The following is a 21,166-nucleotide window of genomic DNA, read 5'->3' as shown; positions in this document are numbered from 1 at the left end:
CTTTCTCCTTCATCGGATGGGGTGGGTGCGTGGGTGTGGTGGACGTGGTGGGGGCGCGGGTGCGGCCGGTGGCGGTGCGGGTGCTCAGCGCAGGCGCAGGAGGGCGCAGCCGGCCACGCCGTCGCGGTCGACGGAGGTGACGAGCGCGACGGTGCCGGCCAGGTCCCCCCGGTGCTCGGCGGTGGCCAGCACGGCCGCGATCTGGAAGGAGGCGGAGGCCGCGTGCGTGTCGCCGATCAGGTCGGCGCCGGGGACGCGCGAGGGGCCGTGCTCGCCGAACGCCTTCCGCAGGGCGGCGCGTTCGCCGTCGCCGCGCACTCCGTGGGCGTGCGAGTCGGCGACGAGGCCGACCTCGTCCGCGCGGACCGCGGCGCGGTCCAGGGCCCGGCCGATGCAGTCGGAGAGCACCGCGGCCGCGTTCTCGTCGGTGTGGAAGACGCCGAACTCCAGGGCGAGGACCTCGGCCAGGCCCGGCCGCCCGTGCTCCCGCGCCGCTTCGGCGGACTCCAGCAGCAGCACCGCGGCGCCCTCGCCGAGTACGGCGTCGGCCTCGTCCGGCCGCCGGGTGTGCACCTCCAGCCAGGCGCGGGCCGGGGAGAACTCCTCCACCGCCCCGCACAGCACGGTGGAGGTGTGGCCCGACCGCTGGAGCCGCAGGGCGTAGTTGAGGGCGAGGAGTCCGGAGGCCCGGCCGCCGGCCACGGTGGTGTTGGGGCCCTTGAGCCGGTGCCAGATGGCGCACTGCCCGGCGGCGCAGTTCATCACCGTGTTGGGGAACCGCATGGGGTCCACGTAGAACGGCTTCTCCTGGACCAGGGAGTCGCGGGTGAAGTCCATCATGCTCTGGGCGCTGCCGGTGTTGGTGCCCAGCACCAGTCCGGCGTCTTCGCCGACGCCGGGGATCCGGCCGCCCCGCGCGTCCTGGAGGAGCCGGCCGACGGCGGTGACGGCCAGGCCGGTCACCCGGTCCATCGAGCGGGTGCCCTTGCGGCCCAGTACGGCCTTGCTGCTGAAGCCGGGCACCAGGCAGGCGGTGTCCACGGGGCCGCCCCATTCGGACGGGTCGAGCGCGGCCGCGGCGGGCCGGCCGGCGGCGAGGCCGGCCGTGAGGTCGGCGCTGTCCAGCCCGAACGGCGAGACGGCGGACCAGGCGGTGATGAGCGGCCCTCGGCCGGCGGCGGTGCCGGCAGCGGTGGCGGTTTCCATGATCGCGGTGCTCCTTCGGTGGCTTCGGTGGGGCTGGGGCGGGCGCGGGGCCCGGGCGTCACAGGAAGTGCACGCCCTGGTACGAGGACCAGTGCGGGCGGTGCTCCGGCCCGGCCCGGCGGACCCCCGGCAGCAGCCGGTCGGGGCTCGTCCCGAGCCGGGCCAGGTCCCCGTCCTCCGCCCAGACCCGGGCGCCCTCCGCGAGCAGCGTGCGCAGGGACGCGCGCGGGTCGGGCAGGGTGTCGAGGACGCGGGCGCCGACGCGCAGGGCGGGCGGCGGGGCCGCGTCCGCGGCGAAGGTGACCGCGAGGCCGCGCAGCAGGATGTCCAGGCCGCCCTGCTGCCGGTTCAGTTCGCGGGCCAGGTACAGCACGTCGGCGAACTGGGTCTCGACGGAGCCCCGGTAGGCCCGCTCGATGATCAGCAGCCGGCGTCGGGTGACGGACACGGTCAGCACACCCCCAGGAAGAACGCCTTGTCCGCGGCGTCGAGATGTTCGGTGAACTTGAACGGGGCGCGCAGCCTGACCCCGGGGACGTGGGCGTCGACCCCGCGCTCCTGGCTGCAGAACCGGCAGGCGAACCAGGTCAGGGCGGCCGGGTGGGCCGCCATGAGCTCGGCCGCCAGGGTGGCGGTCGTCGGGTACTCCCGGACCCAGTCCACGACGTTGCGGGGTTTGTCCGTGCCGAGCGCGGACCGGGTCAGCCCGGTGGCGTGGCCGCAGGTCCACAGGTGGACCGAGGCCCCGCGGGCGAGCAGGGCCTGGGCCAGCCGGAAGGCCGAGGTGACCAGGTCGCCGGTGTGCGGGGCGCCCATGACGGCGATCAGCACGTCCGCGCGCGGAAGCTGTCGTGCCATGTCAGTGCCACACTCCCCGTACGGCGGGCGTCAGCAGCCGCTCCGCCACCTCGTCCATGTCCACGGGCCGGACTCCGTCGGCCAGCCGGCGCCGCGGGAGCGCCCGCTGGTCCAGGGAGAACCCGTCGGCCCATACCTCGCCGCCGGCCGCCAGTACCCGTCCGACGGCCGGTCCGGCGCCGCGGAGGCCTTCGGTGACGCCGTTCTCGATCAGCAGGACGACCACGCCGTGGCCGTCGCCGGCCAGCCGGGCCGCGTCGTCGAGGAAGGCCTCCGCCCCGGGTCCGGCCCAGCGGCCCTGGGATTCCACGAGCAGGTAGTCACCCACGGCCGGTGCCCTCCGTCTCCCGCCCGGCGGCGGCGAAGGCCGCCGCGAGGAACTCCGGCACCCGGCGCCGGTATTCCGCCGCGTCGAAGCGCAGGGCGCTCATGTGCATGGCCTGCGGGGCGGTCCACCGCTCCGCGTCCGGGTAGTGGTCGGCGACGCCCGCGATCTGGGCCTCGCTGATCACGGGGTCCTGTGCGCCGGCCACGAACATCAGCCGGGTCGGCACTCCACTCAGGTCCGGCGGGAACTCCCGGACGGCCAGCATGCGCAGCGACAGCAGGGCGAACAGCCGGTGGTAGAGGGCGAACGCCGCGCCCTCCCGGATGCCTTCGGGCAGGGCCGTCCGGCGCAGGTCGGCGAAGTGCCGCAGCCCGGCGGCGGTGTCGGACATCGGGCCGCTGTCGCAGACGACGGCGGCCACGGGCGGGTCGACTCGGCGCAGGACGTGCAGGGAGACCCAGGTGGAGAAGGAGAAGCCGAGGAGGGCGAGCCGGCCGCCGCCGGTCTCGGGATCCCGGCGCACCGCCGCGATGACGTCCGCGAGGTCACCCGTGTAGCGCTCGGACATGCGTCCCCAGCGGCGGTCGCGTCCGCTCTCGCCGTGGTTGCGCATGTCGTACGCGACCACGTGGTGGCCCGCGTCGTGCAGCAGCCGGATGTGGCCGAGCACGCTGGACTTGGTGCGGCCCATGCCGTGGCAGACGATGACGGTGTGCGGGCCTTCGCCGGGCACCACCCACGCGTCCAGGCGCACCCCGTCGAGGGTGGTGCGGACGGTCAGGGCGCGCGTCGGCAGGCCCTTGCTCTGCGGACTCCGGCCGGGGCGGGCCGGCGGCGGGTGGTACAGCTCGTGGGCGTGCCGGACGGCGAGGCGCACGGCGGTGGGCAGGGCGCGCAGGGTGTGCAGGGCGCGCGGCGCGGCCCCGGCGGCGGGCCGTTCGTCCGGTCGTGTGTCCGTGGGCATCAGGTGGTCAGCGCCTCGCCGCCGTCGACGCCGATCACGTTGCCGGTGATCCAGGAGGAGTCGGTGCGGGCCAGGGTGACGACGGCCTCGGCCACGTCCTCGGGGCGGGTCAGCCGGCCGTGCGGGTTGGCGCGTGCGGCGGTCTCGACGAGCTTGTCGTGACCGGGGATGCGCTCCAGCGAGGGGGTGACCGTGACGCCCGCGCGCAGGGAGTTGACGGCGACGCCCCGCGGGGCGAGTTCGAGGGCCAGCTGCCGCACGTGCGACTCCAGGGCGCACTTGGCGGCCGACACCGCTCCGTAGCTGGCGGTCACCCGCTGGTCGCCGGCGCTGGTCATGGCGAAGATCTTGGAGCCTTCACCCAGCAGCCCGGCCGCGTCCAGGGCCTGCGTCCAGTAGACGAGGGAGTGGGCCATCACGTTCAGCGTCATGTCCATCTGGCGGCCGGTGATCGCGGGGTCGCCGCCGGCGGGCAGGTACGGCAGCAGCGTGCCGAAGGCCAGGGAGTGCAGCACCACGCGCAGCGGCCGGCCCTGCGTCAGCCCGGCGATGCGGGGCACCAGCTCGGTCCTGGTGGCCGGCGCGGCCGCGTTCGCGTTGAAGAACTCGGCCCGCACCCCGGTCGAGCGGATCTCCTCGACGGCGGCCCCGGCCTTCTCCTGGCCCTCGGCGGTGTCGAAGTGGACGCCGAGGATGTGGGCCCCCTCGTCCGCGAGGGCCCGGGCGGTGGCCAGGCCGATCCCGCTGGAGGAGCCGAGGACGAGGCACCAGGAACCCTCAAGTGACGTGGTCATGAACTCTCTCTCTTCGTGCGCGTGCGCGTGCGTGTGCGGGTGCGGGTACGGGTCAGGCGGCGTCGGAGGGCGGGGTGAGCAGGGCCAGCGCGAGGTTCCCCTGCGCCGCGGCCGTGACGACCAGCACGGGCCCGGCCAGGCCGGCCAGCGCCCCGGCCGCCTGGACCAGCGGCTCCAGGGCCCCCGCGCCGGCCGGGACCCGGTCGGCGTCCGGGCCGAGCGCCCCGGCCACCGCGCGGCCGACGGGCGAGTCGTCGAGGACGGCGACCACCCGCGCGGGCGGGGTGTCCGCGCCGAGGAGGGCGAGGCCGGAGCCGATCAGCTTCCGGGCCCGCTCCGCCCCCTGGGGCCCCGCCGCCGTGTGCGGGGGCAGGAACATGCTCCGGACCCGGCAGTGCCCGTACGCCGGGCCGCCGCGGGCCCGTACGGCCTCCAGCGGTTCCAGGACGAGGGCCACGGCCCCGCGCTCGGACTGCCCGTGGCCGGCGTGCGCGGCGGCCAGGGCGTCCTCGGTGGCCCCGGCGAGGAGCCAGTCCGCGCGGCCCGCCGCCACGGCCCGCGCGCCCGCCTCGATCGATTCGAGGCCGGCGGTGCGCGGTGAGGTGACGGTGAGGTTGAAGGCCTTCAGGCCGTGCTCGGTGGCCAGCCGGCTGCCGAACAGGTTGATGGAGAAGTAGGGCGCGGTGACGGGGCTGAGGGCTCCCGCGCCCTCCGTGAGGACGGTGGCGTCCATGGCCTCGTGCAGGGCGGCGGCGGAGCTGTTGGTGCCCACGGCGGCGCCGCGCAGTTCGCCGGGCCGGCGGTCCGGTTCGTCCCCGGAGTCCGCGAGGGCCTCCTTGGCGGCGGCGAGGAAGAACTGGGAGGCGGCCGGCAGGTACTTGTAGCCGCGCGGCCCGAGCCGGGTGCGGTGGTCGAACCAGCCGTCGGTCCGGGCCGGTTCCGCGTCCCGGGCGGCGCGCGCCGCGTCCTCGGGGCGTCCGCCGCGGGGGGTCACCACGCCGATGCCGGAGACCACCAGGGTGGCGGCCGTGGCGGGGGCGCCGTGCGGTTCCGTGGTCATGCGCCGGCCTCCTGGAGGACGAGGGATACGTTGTTGCCGCCGAAGGCGTACGCGTTGACGAGGGCGTAGGGGCCCGCGAGGCCGGTCCGCTCCACGGGCAGGAGCACGTCGCAGGCGGGGTCCGGTTCGGCGACGGGGTGGTTGGGCGGGACGGCCCGGTGGTGGAGGATCAGCGCGGCGGCGACGACGCCGAGTGCGGCGGCCGCGCCGCCGGTGTGCCCCACCAGGGCCTTGAGGCTGTACAGGGGGGTGTGCGGGGCGCTCCCGCCGAGCACGGCGTGCAGGGCCCGGCTCTCGACGGCGTCGTTGAGGGCGGTGCCGGTGCCGTGCGGGACGACGCAGCCGACCTGGCCGGGCGCGGCGCCCGCCCGGTCCAGCGCCTCGCGCATGGCCCGGACGATCTGGGTGCCGGCGGGCTCGGGGGCGGTCGCGTGGTGGGCGTCGCAGCTCCAGCCCTCGCCGGCGAGCCTCGCGTAGACCTTCGGGGCCCGGCGGGCGGCGGCGTGCGCGGCGGATTCGAGCACCATGATCCCGGCGCCCTCGCCGAAGACGGTGCCCCGGCGGTTCGCGTCGAAGGGCCGGCACCGCTGCGGGTCGATGGCGCCGAGCCGGTTGAAGCAGGCCAGGGCGACCCGGGAGTACGCCTCGGCGCCCCCGGCGACGACCACGTCCGCGGCGCCGGTGCGGATCAGGTCGGCCGCGGCCGAGAGGCCGAAGCCGCTGGCGGCGCAGGCGTTGCTGATGCTGCTGTTGGCGCCCTCGGCGCCGAGCCACGCGCCGACGGCACTGGCGACGGAGAACACCGGGGACCAGGTGTCGCCGGCGGGGCGGTCCTCCACCCGCCACTGCTCGTGCAGCCCGGAGTCGCCCATGCCGGTGCCGATGACCACGGCGACCCGCTCGGGTGCGGCCGCGGCCGCTCCGGGGCCGGTCAGTCCGGAGTCGGCCAGTGCCTGACGGGCCGCCTCCACGGCGAAGCGGGAGGCGAGCCCGGGCAGTTCGGACGGCGTGGGCAGCCCGGGCGACTCGGGCAGCCCGGGGGCCGTGTACATCAGAGGGATGTCCATCCGCGCGTACGGATCGGCGGCCGGCGCGGGGCCGCCCTCCGCCCGCATCAGGCCGTGCCAGAAGGCATCGACGCCGAGGCCAAGGTGCGAGATCGCGCCCAGACCAGTGATCAGCACTTGTTCCATCGGGTCTACTCCGGATGCGGGGGGGGTAGGTGGGTGGTCGGTGGCCGGTGCGGCCGGTCACCCGGCGGCGGGTACCTCGCCCAGCGCCTTGACGACCCGCTCGTCGAAGCCGACCAGGCTCCAGTCACGGCGGTTCTCGAAGACGGCGTAGCCGTGGGTGATGCGGCCGGTGGCGGTCTGCACGAGGCGGCCGTCGCGCACCACGTAGAAGTCGGTGCGGGCCGTGTAGGTGAAGTCCTTGAAGACCTCCTCGACGGTGAAGACCGTGTACAGGTCCTCCTCCATCAGGGCCTCGTCGAGGAAGCGGACCTGCGAGCGGGGCACGACGGGGATCCAGCGGCGGTCGTCCAGCAGGGTCTTGATGGAGATGCCGCGGTCGGCGAGGAACAGGTCGACGACCTCCTCGATCTGGCGCAGGTAGCCGGACAGGGCGAGGCGCTCGTTGAAGTGGCAGTACGGGTAGGGGATCCGCCACTTCCAGCCGAAGGCGTTCTCCCCGGCGAGCAGCTGCTCCAGGACCGGGTCGGCGGCGCCGGTGGTGCCGCGGCCGGCGGACAGGGCCGTGGCGGGGGCCGGGGCGGCCGGCGTGCCGTGGTGCGCGGAGCGCTCCTCGGTTCCGCCCAGGCGCGGGGTGGTGAAGCGGCTCAGCTCCTCGGGGTGGGCGAGCGGCGCGAGGTAGTCGTCGGCGCGCAGGGAGACCTTCACCTTCGAGGTGACGGCCTTCAGCTCGCGGCCGTCGCGCTCGACGTAGAGGGTGACGGAGAAGCCGAAGCGGGTGTCGCCGTCCTTCGTGGCCGGCACGACGACGGCGCGGGCCTCGTCGTCCTGGTGGAAGGCGTGCAGGATGCGGGTGTCGAGGTCGACGACGTCGAGACCGAGGCCGTGCTCCTCGAACAGCTCGCGGGAGGGCAGTCCGGCGCTGCGGAAGTGCTCCAGGACGGCTTCCTCGACGAGGTAGTTGACGTGCTTGAAGCCGATCCAGGTGTTGATGTTGGAGCCCTCGAAGCGGGGGCGCAGGCGCAGCGTGGTGACGCTCTCCAACAGGTACGTGACGGCCGTTGCGGTCGGGTTGCTCATGTCGTTCGCTTCCTTGTCGGCGGTTGGTGCGGTACGGGGACGCGGGGCCGTCACCCGGCGGTCCGGAGGAACTCCTCGGTGCGGAGCGCGAACTCCGGTGCCCGCTCGGTCATCGCGAAGTGGCCGCAGCCGGGCAGGATCTCGGCCTCGGCGCGGGGCAGGGCCTCGCGCAGGGCGCGGCTGTCGGCGGGGAAGGACGCGAAGTCCTCCTCGCCGCCGATGATCAGGCAGGGCATCGTCAGCCGTTCGGTGCGCAGGGCGGGGGTCCGCAGGTAGGTGTCGAAGAAGCTCACCCAGCCGTACGGGCCGATGCGGTCGCGGACCTTCAAGGCCATGTCCCGGCGGGTTCCGTCCGGTATCCGGCCGCCGGAGCGGACCCGCAGGCCGTCGGCGAGGATCCGGTCGAAGTCGTTCAGGTAGTAGGAGATCGCCTCCCAGTCGAACCCTTCCGGGCTCGGCCGGTAGAACGGCGACACCAGGACCACGGCCCGGGGCCCCTGCGGGCCGCTCCCGGCGGGGGCGGAGGTGGCCGGGTCCCGTGCGGCGAGGTGCGCGAGCAGGGCGTTGGCGCCGAAGGAGTGGGCGATCACGGCGTCCGGGCCGCCGGGCACCAGGCCGATGGCCCGCTCCGCCCAGTGCGCGGGCGGCCGGCCGGTCCAGCCGGGCACCGTATCGGCCCGCCAGGGCAGTTCGGCGGTCCACACCTCGTCGGGGGAGCCGGCGGTCTGCTCCAGGTAGGCGTCCCAGACTCCGGCGCCGCCGGCGAGTCCGTGCAGCAGCAGGATCCGCCGCGCGCCGGGGGCGCGGCCGGCCCGGCGCAGCGCCACCGTCACCGGCTCGGGGGCCGGGCTCACGCGCTGCCCGGCACGGCGGTGAGCAGCAGGGCCGCGCAGGCGTCGTCGGTGTCGGTGCCGGAGCTGGCCAGTACGGGGCCGGCGGGAGCCCCCGGGCGGGCGAGCCGGGCGGCGGCGGCCGCGCACTGGAGCACGCCGAGCGCTCCGGAGGCCGCGCCGAGGGTACGGGTGAGGTCGTGGCGCGGGACGTCGGCGCCGAGCAGGGCCCCGGGTTCGCCGGTGTAGCCCTCGGGGACGAGCCACAGGCCGGGGCGCAGCGGCCCCCGCGGGGTGTCCAGGAGCCGTTCCAGGCAGGCTTCGACGTCGGCCTCCCGGGCGTAGCCGCCGAGGACGGCCAGGGCTTCGGCGCCGCGCGCGGCGGCGGCGGCGGAGCGCTCCAGGACCAGGGCGGCGGCTCCGTCGAGGAGTTCGGCGGCGGGCCGTCCGAGGAGGCCCTCGACGTAGCGGTTGTGGGTTTCGACACCGATGACGAGGGCCCGGTCCGCGCGGCCCGCGCGGATCAGCACGGCGGCCCAGTGGACGGCGTCGAGTCCGGAGGTGGGGCCGTTGCAGACCATCACGTTGGGGCCGCGCAGGCCGTGCCGGATGGCGACGGAGGAGGCGACGACGTTGCTCGACGCGTTGGGCAGCCCCATGGGGCTGATTCCGGCGACGCCGTGTTCCTTGATGCCGTCGGCGACCTCGCAGACGGTGTCGAGGTTGCCGAGGTTGGAACTGACGACGACGGCGGTGGTGGTGGCGCCGGGGAGGGCCGGTGCGCCGTCCCCGAGCAGGCCTGCGTCGCGCAGGCCCGCCTGGGCCGCGCAGAGGGCGAGCTGTGAGGCGCGGTCCTTGTAGCGCAGGCCCCGCCGCCCGATCAGGGCGCCCGGGTCGACCGGGGCGGCCCCGGCCGCGGCGGGGGCGGCCGTCGCGAGCAGGCCGGCGGGGTCGGTGATGCCGGGCAGCGCGGTGCCGATGCCGGTCACCAGGATCGCGCCGGCGTCCTCGGGGCTGCGGGCCGCCGTGTCGGCGGTCGCGGTGCTGGTGGTCACGGTGCTGGTGGTCACAGTGCTGCCCTCTCCACGATGGCGACCGCGTTGACGCCGCCGAAGCCGAAGGCGTCGATCTGGGCCAGGGCCGGGCGGGCGGTCGCGGCCCGGTCCCGTACGAGGCGGAAGCCGGCCGCCTCCTCGATCGGCTCGCGCAGCCCGATGACGGGCGGGATCCGCCCCGATTCGAGGGCCTTGAGGGCGACGATCACGCTGAGCAGGCCGGAGCCGCCCGAGGTGTGCCCGGTCATCGACTTCACCGCCGTCATCAGGGGCGTCGCCGTCTCGGGGCCGAAGACGTCGCCGATGGCGGCGGCCTCGGCCTCGTCGTTGAGCAGGGTGCCGGTGCCGTGCAGCATCACCAGGCCGATGTCCTTCGGTTTGACGCCGGCGTCGCGGTGGGCGCCGCGGACGGCCTCGGCGATGCCCTCGCGGTCGGGCGCGGTGACGTGGTAGCCGTCGCAGTTGACGTGGACGGAGCGGAGCCGGCCGCGCGCCGGCCGGCCCGCGGGGGCCGCGTCGCGGCGTCCGGCGTCGGTGCCTGCGCGCCGCAGGACCACGGCGGCCGCGCCCTCGCCCATGAGGACGCCCTTGCGGTCGCGGTCGAAGGGCCGCAGCGTGTCGGGGGCTTCCATGTGCACCCGGTCGAGGAGCCCGTACATGCTCTCGGTGAGGGTGTCCACGCCCGCGACGATGACCGTGTCGCCGGTGCCGTCCGCGCCGCCGGCGAGCAGGTCGCCGCCCATGGCGAGCGCGTACAGGGAGGCGGAGCAGGCGTTGGAGAAGGTGTAGGTCCGGTGGGCGCCGAAGCGTTCGCGCAGGGCCGTGCCGAAGTGCAGGCCGGCCATGTCGAACTCGGCCCCGTCGCGCCAGCGCAGTTCGGCCGAGCGCAGTTCGCGCAGCCCGGTGCCGACGAGGATCGGTACGTCGGACAGGTCCTCGCCGAGGCCGGCGTCCCGGGCGGCCTCGGCGATGGCGGCGAGGAGCCAGCGGGTGGCGCGGGCGGGCTCGTCGGTTCCGGCGGCGGGCCGGTCGTCGATCTCGTAGGCGTGCCGGGCCCGGAAGCCGGCCGGGTCGAATCCGCGGAGCGGGGCCCGGCCGGTGCGGCCCGCGCACAGCGCCTCGAACACCTCGTCGACGCCGTTGCCGACGCTCGCCACCGCGCCCAGCCCGGTGAAGACGAGGTCGGGGACGGCCGCTCCGGCCGGTGCGGGACGTGCGGTCATGCGACGGCCTCCTCGTACTTGCCGAAGATCACTACGGAGTTGTTGCCGCCGAAGGCCAGCCCGTTGTTCTGCACGACGCGCAGGTCGGCCTCGATGGCGTGGTTGGGTACGCAGTCCACGGCGCACTCGGGGTCGGTCTCGACGTGGTTGATCGTGGGCGGGATGAACCCCTCGGTCAGGGCGAGCGCGCAGCCGATGGAGGCCAGCGCGCTGGCCGCGCCCATGCTGTGCCCGAGCATCGACTTGATCGAGACGGTCCTCGGGGGGCGGTCGCCGAACACCTGCCGGATGGCCCGGGCCTCGGTGACGTCGTTGGCCTTGGTGCCGGTGCCGTGGGCGGAGATGAAGTCCACGTCCCCGGCCGAGACCCCGGCTCCGTCCAGCGCGAGCTGCATGCACTGCGCGACGCTGTCCTGGTCCGGGGCGACCGGATGGTGGGCGTCGCAGTTCAGCCCGTACCCGAGCACCTCCGCGTAGATCCGGGCGCCGCGCGCCCGCGCGGACTCCAGGGTCTCCAGCAGCAGGACGCCCGCCCCCTCGCCGGTGAGGATGCCCTTGCGGTCCACGTCGAAGGGCCGGCACAGCTCGGGGGCGATGGTGCCGAGCCGGTAGAAGCCGGTGAAGGTCTTGCGGCACAGGGCGTCGGCGCCGCCGACGAGGGCGTAGTCGGCCTCACCGGTGCGGACGGCGTCGAAGCCGTAGCCGATGGCGTAGTTCCCGGCCGCGCAGGCGGTGGGGAGGGTGACGGCCTCGACGCGGCTGAGGCCGAACTCGTGGGCGATGGCCGCCGAGAGGCGGCCGGCGGGGACCCGGGCGGTGACCGTGGGGTCCATCCGCTCGGGGCCCTGGCGGACCTCGGTCTCGACGAGCTGGTCGAGGTCGCGGGATTCGCCGTCGGTGGTGCCGATCGAGATGAGGACGCGGCCGGCCCGCAGGTGCTCCTCCGGCAGCGCCGCGTCCTCGGTCGCCATCCGGGCCGCCGTCACCGAGAACTGGCTGGCCCGGCCGAGCGTTTCGGGCTCCAGGTTGCGGATCCAGCGGGCCGGTTCGAAGCCGGTGATCTCGCAGCCGTTGGCGTGGTCGAAGCCGTCGGTGTCGAATGCCGTGATCGGCTTTGCGGCGCTACGGCCCGAACGCAGCCCGGACAGGAACTCGGCGGCGCCCAGCCCGATGCTGGAGACCGCACCGAGCCCGGTGATGACCACCCTGTTCGCCGGTACATCAGACATGTTCATCCCGTTGTCTCGAGGGCCGGGGCAGCCGGCCGTTCCCAAGGTGGTGCGTCCGTGAGGTGCGGCGTCCGTGAGGTGCTGCGTCCGTGCGCACGGCGCCGCCCGGTCCTACTTCCAGTCGGCGGCTTCCGCGACGACTTCGTAGACGCCGTCGAGGTTCACCATCCGGCCGAGTTCGGTCTGGTTGATGACGACGTTGAATTCCTTCTCCAAGGAGGCGAGGATTTCGATCGCGCGCAGCGAGTCCGCGTCGTGGTCCTCCTTGAAGAGGCTGCTGTCGGTCACGTCCTCGGGGTCGATCTCAAGGATGTCGCAGACGATTTCCTTGATGGTCTCGCGGCGCTCTTCGGTCGTAGCGGACACAGTGGTCCCTCATTCCTGACGGAGATTGGTGGAAGTCGAAAAGAATGCGCGATCTATTTCCGCGTCGGTTTCGACTCTATTCAGTCGGCCGAGCGTGCAGAAGGCTCGTGTCAGTTAGCTGCCAGCGGGCTTTCCCGGGCGTTCGCGGGGCCGCTCGGATGGCATTTTCCGGCCGGACGCGAACCGGTCAGGCGGAGCGCCGCCAGGCGCCCGGCGGGATGTGCCGGCCGCCTCGGTGGGGCCCCCGGGGGCGGGCGGGCGCCAGGCCGGCGCCGCCGGCGTCCGCGGCGGTGGCCGCGGCCCGCGCGAGGAGGACCGCGGCGAGTGCGGCGAGCTCCTCGGCGGCGGGCGCTCCCCTGGTGACGCGGAACAGCGGTTCGCCGTGGGTGTGCGGGTGCATCGCGGATGGTCCCCCCGTCACATCGGCGGGTTGCCGTGCTTGCGGCCCGGCTGTTCGGCGTACTTGGTGCGGAGCATCGCGAGGGAGGCCGCGAGGACGGAGCGGGTGTCGGCGGGGTCGATGACGTCGTCGACGAGGCCGCGTTCGGCCGCGTAGTACGGGTGCATCAGCTCGGTCCGGTACTCCTTGATCCGCTGGGCCCGCACCTCCTCGGGGTCGGCCGCGGCATTGATCTCCCGGCGGAAGACGACGTTCGCGGCGCCCTCGGCGCCCATCACGGCGATCTCGTTGGCGGGCCACGCGAAGGAGAGGTCGGCGCCTATGGAGCGGGAGTCCATGACGATGTACGCGCCGCCGTAGGCCTTGCGCAGGATGACCTGGACGCGCGGCACCGTCGCGGCGCAGTAGGAGTACAGCAGTTTGGCGCCGTGCCGGATGATCCCACCGTGCTCCTGGTCGACGCCCGGCAGGAAGCCGGGCACGTCGAGCAGGGTGACCAGCGGGATGTTGAAGGCGTCGCAGAGCTGCACGAAGCGGCCGGCCTTGTCGCTGGCGTCGATGTCGAGGACACCGGCCAGCGACTGCGGCTGGCTGGCGACGATGCCGGTGACGTACCCGTCGACACGGGCCAGCACGCACAGCACGTTCGTGGCCCACAGCTCGTGGACCTCCAGGAACTCGCCGTCGTCGGCGATCTCCGCGATCACCCGCCGCATGTCGTAGGGGCGGTTGCCGTCGGCGGGGACCAGCTCCCCGAGCGCCTCGCAGCGCCGGTCGGCCGGGTCGCCCCCGGAGAGGTGCGGCGGGTTCTCCTGGTTGTTCTGCGGCAGCAGCGACAGCAGGAAGCGGACGTCCTCCAGGCAGGTCCGCTCGTCGTCGTAGGCGAAGTGGGAGACGCCCGAGACGGCCGAGTGGACGTCGGCGCCGCCGAGGCCGTTCTGGGAGATCTCCTCGCCGGTCACCGCGCGGACGACGTCCGGGCCGGTGATGAACATCTGCGAGGTCTCCCGGACCATGAACACGAAGTCCGTCAGCGCCGGGGAGTACGCGGCGCCGCCCGCGCACGGGCCCAGCATGACGGAGATCTGCGGGATCACGCCCGAGGCCCTGGTGTTGCGCTGGAAGATGCCCCCGTAGCCGGCCAGCGCCGAGACGCCCTCCTGGATGCGGGCGCCCGCGCCGTCGTTGAGGGAGACCAGCGGGGCGCCGGCCGCCAGGGCCATGTCCATGATCTTGTGGATCTTCTCGGCGTGGGCCTCGCCCAGCGCCCCGCCGAAGATCCGGAAGTCGTGCGCGTACGTGAAGACCGTACGGCCGTGCACGGTTCCCCAGCCGGTGACCACTCCGTCGGTGTGCGGCCTCCTGTCCTCCAGCCCGAAGCCGGTCGCCCGGTGCCGGCGCAGCGGCTCCACCTCGTGGAAGGAGCCCTCGTCGAGCAGCAGGTCGATGCGTTCGCGGGCGGTCAGCTTCCCCCTGGCGTGCTGCGCCGCGGTCGCCTGTTCACCCGGGCCCTGCCGGACCCGTTCGCGCAATGCGTGGAATTCGGCGAGCCGGTCCTGCCGGCCGTCCGTCGTCGACTCGCTCATCGGCCGTTCCCCCAAAAGTCGGCGGATTCGGGGGCCCGTCGGGAAAGAGCCGCCCGAACGCGGCGGCGGCCGCGCCGGATTCACCGTAGGTTTTTCCGGAGCGGCCGGGCCACATGTCATCCGCGAACTGTCAGCAAGGTGTCGTACCGGCCGGTAAACGGGCGCGCATTCGCAATGCGCAGCCCGGAATTGGCAGCTAGCTGCCCACCTGGCCGCAGCGGCGCAGCGGTCGGGCCGCACCGTTCGGCGGCGCGGGCGGGCGGGACCGGCGGGCGGATCAGCCCGTGCTCGGCGGCCCGCACCCCGGCCTGGAAGCGGGACTTCGTCCCGAGCGCCTCCATGATCTCGGCGACGTAGCGGCGGTAGGTGCGCACCGACACCCCGAGCTCGCGGGCCGCGGTGTCGTCGGTGTTCCCCGTGTGCAGCTGCCGCAGCACACCCGCCGTGAAGTCGCTGCGCAGCGGGCTCGCCGGCGCGATGCCGCCGCCCGGGGACGCGGCCCCCCGCCAGGCGCTCGCGAACAGCGCCTGGAAGGGCTCCAGGACGGCCGGGCTGCGGATCACCGCGGCGTCGGCGGTGCGCTCGGCGCGCACGAGCGCCACCTCGCCGTCGACGACCAGCGTCTCCAGGTACGGCATCGGCGCCACCCGGACGCGGAAGGGGTGGTCCTCCTTGAGGAAGTCGCGGAAGGACTCCTGTTCGACCGTCGCGTGGGTGCACAGCACGCGCGCCGTCACCTCGGCCCGCTCCCCCCGCAGCAGGTGGGACAGGGCGGTGCACACCTCCACCGCCTTGTCGCCGCCGGCGGCGACGACCACGTCCACGCTGTGCCGAGCCTGCGAGACCAGGTGCCGGGCGGCCTCCCGCATGCCGTTGCAGCCCGGCCCGACGGGTGTGTCGATCGGGCTCCGGTTGGACCACTCCCGGTATTTCGAAACCGCTTCGTCTATAAGGTCGTGTATATCGCCCAGCACTCCATCGAATTCTTCGCCGCGCTGCATTCCGCCACGCCCTTCCCCCATCACATTTCCCCCAAAATGCTTTTGCTTCACCGCGATGGCCGGAACACCGTCGGCGCCGCCCCGGCCATCCGCAGCTATTCGTCCCTCTTCAACAAGCCGAACCACACCGCACAGACCCCCGCCTGAAATCGCGAATCCGCCCCGAGTTCGCGCATTATTTCCGCCACGTAGCGCCGGTACGTCCGCAGCGGGATGGAGAGCTCGCGGGCCGCGGCCGCATCGGTGCGGCCGTCGCGCAGGGCCTCCAGGATCCGCCGCCCCGTCTCGCTGCGGGCCCGGCTGGCCCCGGCCTCCCAGACCGTCGCCCCGTTCCACACCGCGGCGAACAGGGCGGCCAGCGCGGTGACCGGCGCGGGGTCCTCGACCAGCGACACGGCCTTGGCGCCGCCTCGCGGCCCGGACCACAGCACGGCCACCGAACCGTCCACCACGACGGCCTCGTTCAGGGCGCATTCGGCGATCCTGACCACGCATCCGGCAGCGCCGGCGAGCGCTTCGCGGAACGCCGCGGCGCGCACGACGGCGGGCGCGCACAGCAGCCGGACCCGCGCTCCGGCGGCCGGCCCCGCCCCGGACGCGGACCGCATCAGGTCCAGGGCCACCGCCCCCGCCTGCGAGGAGGCGGCCTGCACGATGACGCTCACGTCCCGCCGGGCGTTTTCCGCCAGGCGACCGGAAACCCCGATGACGTCCTCGTCGCATTCCAGTATTCGGACAGAATGTGCGGGACCCGCCGGGGAGCGGCGGCCTTTGGCCGCCTCAATGAGTCCCTGAACCTGCAAAAGCGCCCGGCTGACTTCGTCGTCGACCGGAGCTCTTTTCCGGGCGACCGGCTGCGGCTCTGTTTTTCCGTTGCCCACTTCCCCCGCCTTCTCCTCACAGCGCCACGCCCCCAGCGAGGCTATCCCGCTCGAAGTCGGACGGTCAACCGAGCCCCTACGGTGAGTGATTGTTGAACTTCTTGCCGCCGCGGGAATTTCCGGGAATGGTCCCGTGCCGCTCTCATTACTGGAGAGTTATTCCGGTTCCACGGCGGGCGCACTTCACAGGAAGCTGCCTGCGCGGGCCCCGGGCGACTGCGGTCGGCGAACTGACCGGTGCGTACGGTCACATCCCGGCCCTGTCCTGGCATCTTGCTGCCAGCGCCGTCGCAGGCCCGCGCCTCCGGCTCCTACAGTCGCCGGGCCTGCTCGGTCGAGTTCCGGGCACCGAGGAGAACGGCGAACGTGACCAGGACCACAGCACTCCGGCGGCCCGACCTCGCCCGCAGCGGCCCCAACGGCCCGGCAGCCGCGGAGATCTGGTGGTGGCTCACCGAGGAGGCCGCCCGCCCCGGCGACCCGGGACCGCTGACCGCCGCCGAGCTCGCGGCGGCCGCCAGACGGCCGGCCGACCGCCGGCCGGACTTCACCGCCTCCCGGGCGGCCGTCCGCACGGTGCTGGGCGCACTGCTCGACGTCCCGCCGGAGCAGGTCGAGTTCGGCCGCCGGCCGTGTCCCGAGTGCGCCGACGCCGGGCACGGTCCCCCGTACGTCCGCCACCCCGGCAACGACCTGTGGATCAGCATCTCCCACACCCGGGGCTGCGGCCTGCTCGCCGTCGCCGGGCACCCCGTCGGGGTCGACGTGGAGCACGGGCACCGCCGGGCGTGGTCGCCGGAGATGGCCGCCAAGGCGCTGACCCCGGCCGAGCGCGCCCACGTCGGCGCGATCGCCGACGCCGGGGGCCGCAACCGGGCCTTCCTGCGCTGCTGGACCCGCAAGGAGGCCGTGCTCAAGGCCGTGGGCACGGGGATCGTCGCCGACCTGTCGGCACTGGAGACCCGGCCCGCCGATCCCGGACCGGTGCGGGTCCGCACCGCCGTACCGGGCGTACCGGCCCACTGGCGGGCCGTCGACCTGGCGCTCCCCGGGCCCTACCTGGGCTCCCTGGCGTACCCGGACGGAGTCGGCCCGCCGTCGGTGAGGCTGCACCGGTACACCGGCACCGCCTAGACCCGGCGGCCCCTCCTGCGCCGCCCGCGCAGGGACAGCCGCATCAGCAGCGCCGTCTGGAACAGCAGCAGCGCACCGAGCCCGACCGCGGCGGGCAGGCCGCGCCCCTCCCAGGCCGTCGCCCCCAGCCGGGCCGCCCCGACCGCGGTCAGCGCGACCAGGAAGCGGCCGGCGAACTCCGCCTCGGTCCCGTGCGGTACGGCCGAGCCGGCCACGAACACCGCCAGCAGCACGGGGATCCACGGCGTCCCGGGATCGCGCAGCAGCGCGGCGGCCCCGGCTTCCACGGCGAGGAGCAGCAGGGTGCGCAGCAGGAAGGCAGGCATGGACACATCATGCCGGTGATATCCCGGTGCGGCCCCCGCCGGGCGTCGCCTAGGATCCGGCTCAAGCGGGGTCGTAGCACAGAGGTAGTGCGCCTACACAGCATGGAGGAGGACGCCGGTTCGAATCCGGCCGCCCCGCCCTTCTCCTCCCACCGTCGTCCTCCCACCGTCGCGGGGCCGTACGATCGGCCGCACGGGCGGGGTCGTGGTACAGAGGTCGTTGCACCCCCTTGCGAAGGGGAGGACGCCGGTTCGAATCCGGCCGCCCCGCCCCCTCACCCCTTCAGGGCGTCGCGGCCAGCCAGGCCGCCGCTCCCGCCACCGCCGTCCGCGCGGCCGGCAGGGGCAGGCCCAGGAAGCCGTGGAAGACCCCGGGGTAGAGCCGGACCTCGCAGTCGACGCCGGCCCGCGCCAGGCGCCGCGCGTACGCGAGCCCCTCGTCCCGCAGCAGGTCGCAGTCCGCGAGGAGCAGCAGGGTGCGCGGGAGGCCCGCGACCTCGGCGGCCCGCAGCGGGGAGACGTGCGGGTGGGCCGGGTCGCCGCCGTACTGGTCCCAGTACCAGGCCATGTGCGCGGCGGTGTGGAAGTGGCCGCGCCCGTACGCCGCCACCGACTCGGAACCCATCGAGGCGTCCAGCGGCGGGTACGCCAGCAGCTGTCCGGCGACCAGTCCGGGCGCCCGCAGCGCGGTGACCGCCGCCAGGTTGCCGCCGCTGGAGTCGCCCGCCACCACCACCCGGCCCGGGTCGCAGCCCAGCCGGGGCGCCTCGGCCCGCGCCCACAGCAGCACGGCCAGCGCGTCGTCGGCCGCCGCCGGCCAGGGGTGTTCCGGGGCGAGCCGGTAGTCGGCGGAGACGACCACCGCCCCGGAGGCCGAGGCCAGGGCGCGGCACAGGGCGTCGTGGGTGTCCGGGCCGCACATCACCCACCCGCCGCCGTGGAGGTACACGGCCAGCGGCCGCCCCGCCGCCCCGGGCGCGGGGTCGTAGACCCGCACCGGCACCCCGCCCGCGGTGGTGTCGTACACCGAGGCCACCTCCGGACCCGCGGGGCGCACCGGCCCGCCCGCGGCCACCGCGGCCCGCAGGGCGGCCACGTCCCCGGGCCCGGGGAAGCCGGCGGCCATCGCGTCGCACAGCCGCCGCGCGGCCCCTGACAGCTCGTCACGCGTCATCGCGCCGTCATCCCCCCGTCGACCGCGAACTCCGCGCCCGTGACGTACGAGGACGCGTCCGAGCACAGGAACAGCACCAGCTCCGCGACCTCCCCCGGCCGGCCCATCCGCCCCAGCGGCACGTGCGACCAGTCCCGTCCCGCGACGGCGTCGGCCACCATCGGGGTGTCGATGGCCCCGGGGTGCACCGAGTTGACCCGGATCCCGTCGGCGGCCAGGTCCAGCGCCGCCGACCGGGTCAGTCCGCGCAGCCCGAACTTGGCGGACCCGTACGCCGCGTGGCCGGGGATGCCGACCAGCCCGGCCGTGGAGGAGATGTTGACGACGGAGCCGCCCCCGCCGGCGCGCAGCACCGGGGCCAGTGCCCGGATCCCGAGGAAGGGGCCGAGCAGGTTGACCCGCAGCAGTTCCTCGAAGCCCTCCTCGCTCTGCTCCTCGACGTGCGCGGTGCGCCACAGGGCGGCGTTGTTGACCAGCGCGGAGACCGTCCCGAAGGCGGCCACCGCCTCGCGCACCACCCCGGTCCAGCTGCCGGCGTCGGCCACGTCGTGGCGTACGTACAGGCCCTGGCCGCCCAGTTCCGCGGCGACCGCCCGGCCCTCCTCCTCACGGAGGTCGGTGACGACGACCCGCGCCCCGGCCCCGGCGCACAGCCGTGCCCCGGCGGCGCCCTGGCCGCGTGCGGCGCCGGTGATGACGACGACCTTGCCCTCCAGCGAGGCCATCTCAGGCCCCGCCGCCGGCGCCGGGGAGGCCGGGGGCATCGGGGCGCAGCCGGTACGCGGGCGTCTCCTGGAACTTCACGGAAGGTCCCTCCAGCGGGGGATCGGCGAGAAGACACGGCGAGCTATTGCGAACAGAAATACTTCTAGCAGCCATATCCCACAGGGGGAAGGCCGCCGCGGGACCGGTCGTAGACTGCGCTGCGTGGCAGACGAGACGGCCGAGACGGCAGAGCAGACGGCGGCGGGGACGAACCCGCGCACCCTCCCCGCGACCAGCTGGGCGGTCCTCGGGCTGCTCTCCTTCGGCGAGGAACTCTCCGGCTACGACCTGAAGAAGTGGTCGGACCGGTCGCTGCGCTTCTTCTACTGGAGCCCGTCCTTCAGCCAGATCTACAGCGAGCTCAAGCGGCTGGAGAAGGCCGGCTACGCCTCCTCGCGGATGGTCGCCCAGGACACCGGCACCCGCGACAAGCGCGTCTACCGGATCACCGACGCGGGCATGGCCGCCGTACGGACCTGGGCGCGCGAGGCGCCGGTCGACCCGCCGGTGCTCAAGCACGGGCCGATGCTGCGGCTGTGGCTGGGCCACCTGCTGGAGCCGGAGCAGATGCGCGAAGTGCTGCACCGGCACCAGGAGTTCGCGGAGGACATGCGGCGGCGCGCGGAGGCGGACGTCGAGGCCGCCAAGGACGAGGCGGCCTGGGCGTACCCCGCCCTGACGCTCAAGTGGGCCGAGCGGTACTACACCTCCGAGCGCGACCTCGCGGCCGCCATGCTGGAGGACATCGACGCACTGGAGGCGGCCCGCGCCGTCGGCGAGGGCTCCGCCAACCGCCCGTAGGGGCGCCGGAACCGCAGCAACGGCGCCCCGTCGCGGTGCCGGAGGAGTACGGCGGGCCGGGCCGCGGAGCCGCCGAGACTGGGGTGGCCATGGCGGAGCCGGGCCGCGCGCTGAGCCCCGTACCGCACCTGGGCCGGGTGCCCGGCTCCTGACGTACCCTCGGCTGCATGACGGGCAGCGCGATCAACCTCCGCAAGGTCGAGGAGGCGGCCCCGGCGCTCGTGAACCTGTACAAGAGCGCCGGCGTCTCCCTCCGCAAGCACGGCCTGGAGGGCGGGCGCGCCTCGGTGTACCTGGTCCTGGACTACTCCGGGTCCATGCGCCCGTACTACGACGACGGCAGCGTGCAGGCCTTCGCCGACCGGATCCTCGGCCTCTCGGCGCACCTCGACACCGACGGCCGCGTCCCGGTGGTGTTCTTCTCCACCGAGGTCGACGCGGTCGAGGAGGTCACCCTGGCGGGCCACGAGGGGCGGGTCACCGCGATGGCGGCCCGTCTCGGCCACATGGGCAAGACCTCCTACCACCTGGCGATGGACGCGGTCATCGACCACTACCTCGACTCGGGCTCGGCCGATCCGGCCCTGGTCGTCTTCCAGACGGACGGCGGCCCGGTCAACAAGGCCGCCGCCGAGAAGTACCTGTGCAAGGCGGCCCGGCTGCCGCTGTTCTGGCAGTTCGTCGGCTTCGGCAACACGCGCAGCACCCAGTTCGACTTCCTTCGCCGCCTCGACGAACTCCCCGTACCCGGCAAGCGGGTCGTGGACAACGCGGGCTACTTCCACGCCGGCCCCGAACCGCGCGCCGTCCCGGACTCCGAGCTGTACGACCGGCTCGTCGCCGAGTTCCCCGCCTGGCTGGCGGCGGCGCGCGCGGCGGGCATCGTGCGCGCCTGACCGGCCGCCGCCGGTGGTG

The 21,166-nt window shown here is 74.5% G+C and carries 24 protein-coding genes and 2 tRNA genes; 5 read left to right on the top strand and 21 right to left on the bottom strand.

What is annotated here, in order from left to right; translation table 11 throughout:
- Positions 1-84 precede the first annotated feature (84 nt).
- From ACZ7IF_RS08170 to ACZ7IF_RS08085, 18 genes are all read right to left on the bottom strand, one after another.
- Entirely contained in the window at positions 85-1,206 is a 1,122-nt protein-coding gene (locus ACZ7IF_RS08170) for a beta-ketoacyl synthase N-terminal-like domain-containing protein (RefSeq protein ID WP_470964958.1), read from the bottom strand.
- A gap of 58 nt (positions 1,207-1,264) precedes the next feature.
- On the bottom strand, positions 1,265-1,654 hold the full coding sequence (locus tag ACZ7IF_RS08165) for a hypothetical protein (protein ID WP_470964955.1): 390 nt from the start codon (positions 1,652-1,654) through the stop codon (positions 1,265-1,267).
- Positions 1,655-1,656: 2 nt separating this feature from the next.
- Entirely contained in the window at positions 1,657-2,064 is a 408-nt protein-coding gene (locus tag ACZ7IF_RS08160) for a hypothetical protein (RefSeq protein ID WP_470964952.1), read from the bottom strand.
- Between the two features lies 1 nt (position 2,065).
- Positions 2,066-2,392, bottom strand: coding sequence for a hypothetical protein (locus ACZ7IF_RS08155; protein WP_470964949.1), 327 nt, complete (start codon positions 2,390-2,392; stop codon positions 2,066-2,068).
- On the bottom strand, positions 2,385-3,356 hold the full coding sequence (locus ACZ7IF_RS08150; RefSeq protein ID WP_470964946.1) for an alpha/beta hydrolase: 972 nt from the start codon (positions 3,354-3,356) through the stop codon (positions 2,385-2,387). The genes ACZ7IF_RS08155 and ACZ7IF_RS08150 overlap by 8 nt, the downstream gene beginning before the upstream one ends.
- Positions 3,356-4,150 carry an SDR family oxidoreductase gene (locus ACZ7IF_RS08145; protein ID WP_470964943.1) on the bottom strand — a complete coding sequence of 265 codons (795 nt, stop codon included), beginning with the start codon at positions 4,148-4,150 and terminating at the stop codon, positions 3,356-3,358. Before ACZ7IF_RS08145 ends, ACZ7IF_RS08150 begins: the two co-directional genes overlap by 1 nt.
- 52 nt (positions 4,151-4,202) lie before the next feature.
- Positions 4,203-5,210, bottom strand: coding sequence for a beta-ketoacyl synthase N-terminal-like domain-containing protein (locus ACZ7IF_RS08140; protein ID WP_470964940.1), 1,008 nt, complete (start codon positions 5,208-5,210; stop codon positions 4,203-4,205).
- The gene (locus ACZ7IF_RS08135; protein WP_470964937.1) at positions 5,207-6,403 is read right to left on the bottom strand and encodes a beta-ketoacyl-[acyl-carrier-protein] synthase family protein; all 1,197 of its coding nucleotides are present in this window, start codon (positions 6,401-6,403) and stop codon (positions 5,207-5,209) included. The genes ACZ7IF_RS08140 and ACZ7IF_RS08135 overlap by 4 nt, the downstream gene beginning before the upstream one ends.
- Before the next feature lie 57 nt (positions 6,404-6,460).
- Positions 6,461-7,480, bottom strand: a complete 1,020-nt coding sequence (locus ACZ7IF_RS08130) for a thioesterase family protein (RefSeq protein ID WP_470964934.1) — start codon at positions 7,478-7,480, stop codon at positions 6,461-6,463.
- 50 nt (positions 7,481-7,530) lie between these two features.
- A complete protein-coding gene (locus ACZ7IF_RS08125) occupies positions 7,531-8,334 on the bottom strand; it encodes an alpha/beta fold hydrolase (RefSeq protein ID WP_470964931.1) in 804 nt (267 codons plus the stop codon).
- Positions 8,331-9,380: a beta-ketoacyl synthase N-terminal-like domain-containing protein gene (locus tag ACZ7IF_RS08120; protein WP_470964928.1), complete on the bottom strand. Its 1,050-nt coding sequence runs from the start codon at positions 9,378-9,380 to the stop codon at positions 8,331-8,333. The genes ACZ7IF_RS08125 and ACZ7IF_RS08120 overlap by 4 nt, the downstream gene beginning before the upstream one ends.
- Entirely contained in the window at positions 9,377-10,588 is a 1,212-nt protein-coding gene (locus ACZ7IF_RS08115; RefSeq protein WP_470964925.1) for a beta-ketoacyl-[acyl-carrier-protein] synthase family protein, read from the bottom strand. Before ACZ7IF_RS08115 ends, ACZ7IF_RS08120 begins: the two co-directional genes overlap by 4 nt.
- Positions 10,585-11,817, bottom strand: coding sequence for a beta-ketoacyl-[acyl-carrier-protein] synthase family protein (locus ACZ7IF_RS08110; protein WP_470964922.1), 1,233 nt, complete (start codon positions 11,815-11,817; stop codon positions 10,585-10,587). The genes ACZ7IF_RS08115 and ACZ7IF_RS08110 overlap by 4 nt, the downstream gene beginning before the upstream one ends.
- A gap of 111 nt (positions 11,818-11,928) precedes the next feature.
- Positions 11,929-12,183 (bottom strand): acyl carrier protein, encoded by a 255-nt coding sequence (locus ACZ7IF_RS08105; RefSeq protein WP_470964919.1) that lies wholly within the window; start codon positions 12,181-12,183, stop codon positions 11,929-11,931.
- Positions 12,184-12,370: 187 nt separating this feature from the next.
- Entirely contained in the window at positions 12,371-12,583 is a 213-nt protein-coding gene (locus tag ACZ7IF_RS08100) for an acyl-CoA carboxylase epsilon subunit (protein ID WP_470964916.1), read from the bottom strand.
- Between the two features lie 17 nt (positions 12,584-12,600).
- Entirely contained in the window at positions 12,601-14,169 is a 1,569-nt protein-coding gene (locus ACZ7IF_RS08095; RefSeq protein ID WP_470964913.1) for an acyl-CoA carboxylase subunit beta, read from the bottom strand.
- A gap of 116 nt (positions 14,170-14,285) precedes the next feature.
- A complete protein-coding gene (locus ACZ7IF_RS08090) occupies positions 14,286-15,038 on the bottom strand; it encodes a LuxR family transcriptional regulator (RefSeq protein WP_470964910.1) in 753 nt (250 codons plus the stop codon).
- 227 nt (positions 15,039-15,265) lie between these two features.
- Complete coding sequence (locus ACZ7IF_RS08085; RefSeq protein ID WP_470964907.1) at positions 15,266-15,835, bottom strand: helix-turn-helix transcriptional regulator; 570 nt, start codon at positions 15,833-15,835, stop codon at positions 15,266-15,268.
- A gap of 582 nt (positions 15,836-16,417) precedes the next feature.
- On the opposite strand from ACZ7IF_RS08085, the gene ACZ7IF_RS08080 reads away from it, so the two are divergent.
- The gene (locus ACZ7IF_RS08080; RefSeq protein WP_470964904.1) at positions 16,418-17,185 is read left to right on the top strand and encodes a 4'-phosphopantetheinyl transferase family protein; all 768 of its coding nucleotides are present in this window, start codon (positions 16,418-16,420) and stop codon (positions 17,183-17,185) included.
- Here the strand turns inward: ACZ7IF_RS08080 and ACZ7IF_RS08075 are convergent.
- Positions 17,182-17,511, bottom strand: a complete 330-nt coding sequence (locus ACZ7IF_RS08075; protein WP_470964901.1) for a hypothetical protein — start codon at positions 17,509-17,511, stop codon at positions 17,182-17,184. The genes ACZ7IF_RS08080 and ACZ7IF_RS08075 overlap by 4 nt on opposite strands.
- Positions 17,512-17,576: 65 nt before the next feature.
- Here ACZ7IF_RS08075 and ACZ7IF_RS08070 point away from each other — a divergent pair.
- A tRNA-Ala gene (locus ACZ7IF_RS08070) sits at positions 17,577-17,651 on the top strand.
- A gap of 57 nt (positions 17,652-17,708) precedes the next feature.
- Positions 17,709-17,783, top strand: a tRNA-Arg gene (locus ACZ7IF_RS08065).
- An 11-nt stretch (positions 17,784-17,794) separates the two neighbouring features.
- Here the strand turns inward: ACZ7IF_RS08065 and ACZ7IF_RS08060 are convergent.
- Positions 17,795-18,685 (bottom strand): alpha/beta hydrolase, encoded by an 891-nt coding sequence (locus tag ACZ7IF_RS08060; protein WP_470964898.1) that lies wholly within the window; start codon positions 18,683-18,685, stop codon positions 17,795-17,797.
- Positions 18,682-19,410, bottom strand: a complete 729-nt coding sequence (locus ACZ7IF_RS08055) for an SDR family NAD(P)-dependent oxidoreductase (protein WP_470964892.1) — start codon at positions 19,408-19,410, stop codon at positions 18,682-18,684. The genes ACZ7IF_RS08060 and ACZ7IF_RS08055 overlap by 4 nt, the downstream gene beginning before the upstream one ends.
- A 202-nt stretch (positions 19,411-19,612) precedes the next feature.
- Between ACZ7IF_RS08055 and ACZ7IF_RS08050 the strand changes: the two genes are divergently transcribed.
- Both ACZ7IF_RS08050 and ACZ7IF_RS08045 read left to right on the top strand, forming a co-directional pair.
- Positions 19,613-20,251: a PadR family transcriptional regulator gene (locus ACZ7IF_RS08050; RefSeq protein ID WP_470964889.1), complete on the top strand. Its 639-nt coding sequence runs from the start codon at positions 19,613-19,615 to the stop codon at positions 20,249-20,251.
- 167 nt (positions 20,252-20,418) lie between these two features.
- The gene (locus ACZ7IF_RS08045; RefSeq protein WP_470964885.1) at positions 20,419-21,147 is read left to right on the top strand and encodes a VWA domain-containing protein; all 729 of its coding nucleotides are present in this window, start codon (positions 20,419-20,421) and stop codon (positions 21,145-21,147) included.
- Positions 21,148-21,166: the final 19 nt, after the last annotated feature.

The sequence above is a fragment of the Streptomyces sp. NPDC037421 genome, from assembly GCF_055602105.1.
Note: the sequence above shows the minus strand (reverse complement) of the source record. Positions and strands in the feature narration are given on the sequence as shown.

Coding starts and splice junctions, on each gene's coding strand:
- ACZ7IF_RS08170 (WP_470964958.1), bottom strand. CDS start 1,206: ATGGAAACCGCCACCGCTGCCGGCACCGCCGCCGGCCGAGGGCCGCTC.
- ACZ7IF_RS08090 (WP_470964910.1), bottom strand. CDS start 15,038: ATGCGGGAGGCCGCCCGGCACCTGGTCTCGCAGGCTCGGCACAGCGTG.
- ACZ7IF_RS08060 (WP_470964898.1), bottom strand. CDS start 18,685: ATGACGCGTGACGAGCTGTCAGGGGCCGCGCGGCGGCTGTGCGACGCG.
- ACZ7IF_RS08140 (WP_470964940.1), bottom strand. CDS start 5,210: ATGACCACGGAACCGCACGGCGCCCCCGCCACGGCCGCCACCCTGGTG.
- ACZ7IF_RS08075 (WP_470964901.1), bottom strand. CDS start 17,511: ATGCCTGCCTTCCTGCTGCGCACCCTGCTGCTCCTCGCCGTGGAAGCC.
- ACZ7IF_RS08150 (WP_470964946.1), bottom strand. CDS start 3,356: ATGCCCACGGACACACGACCGGACGAACGGCCCGCCGCCGGGGCCGCG.
- ACZ7IF_RS08130 (WP_470964934.1), bottom strand. CDS start 7,480: ATGAGCAACCCGACCGCAACGGCCGTCACGTACCTGTTGGAGAGCGTC.
- ACZ7IF_RS08135 (WP_470964937.1), bottom strand. CDS start 6,403: ATGGAACAAGTGCTGATCACTGGTCTGGGCGCGATCTCGCACCTTGGC.
- ACZ7IF_RS08145 (WP_470964943.1), bottom strand. CDS start 4,150: ATGACCACGTCACTTGAGGGTTCCTGGTGCCTCGTCCTCGGCTCCTCC.
- ACZ7IF_RS08160 (WP_470964952.1), bottom strand. CDS start 2,064: ATGGCACGACAGCTTCCGCGCGCGGACGTGCTGATCGCCGTCATGGGC.
- ACZ7IF_RS08100 (WP_470964916.1), bottom strand. CDS start 12,583: ATGCACCCGCACACCCACGGCGAACCGCTGTTCCGCGTCACCAGGGGA.
- ACZ7IF_RS08045 (WP_470964885.1), top strand. CDS start 20,419: ATGACGGGCAGCGCGATCAACCTCCGCAAGGTCGAGGAGGCGGCCCCG.
- ACZ7IF_RS08110 (WP_470964922.1), bottom strand. CDS start 11,817: ATGTCTGATGTACCGGCGAACAGGGTGGTCATCACCGGGCTCGGTGCG.
- ACZ7IF_RS08095 (WP_470964913.1), bottom strand. CDS start 14,169: ATGAGCGAGTCGACGACGGACGGCCGGCAGGACCGGCTCGCCGAATTC.
- ACZ7IF_RS08115 (WP_470964925.1), bottom strand. CDS start 10,588: ATGACCGCACGTCCCGCACCGGCCGGAGCGGCCGTCCCCGACCTCGTC.
- ACZ7IF_RS08055 (WP_470964892.1), bottom strand. CDS start 19,410: ATGGCCTCGCTGGAGGGCAAGGTCGTCGTCATCACCGGCGCCGCACGC.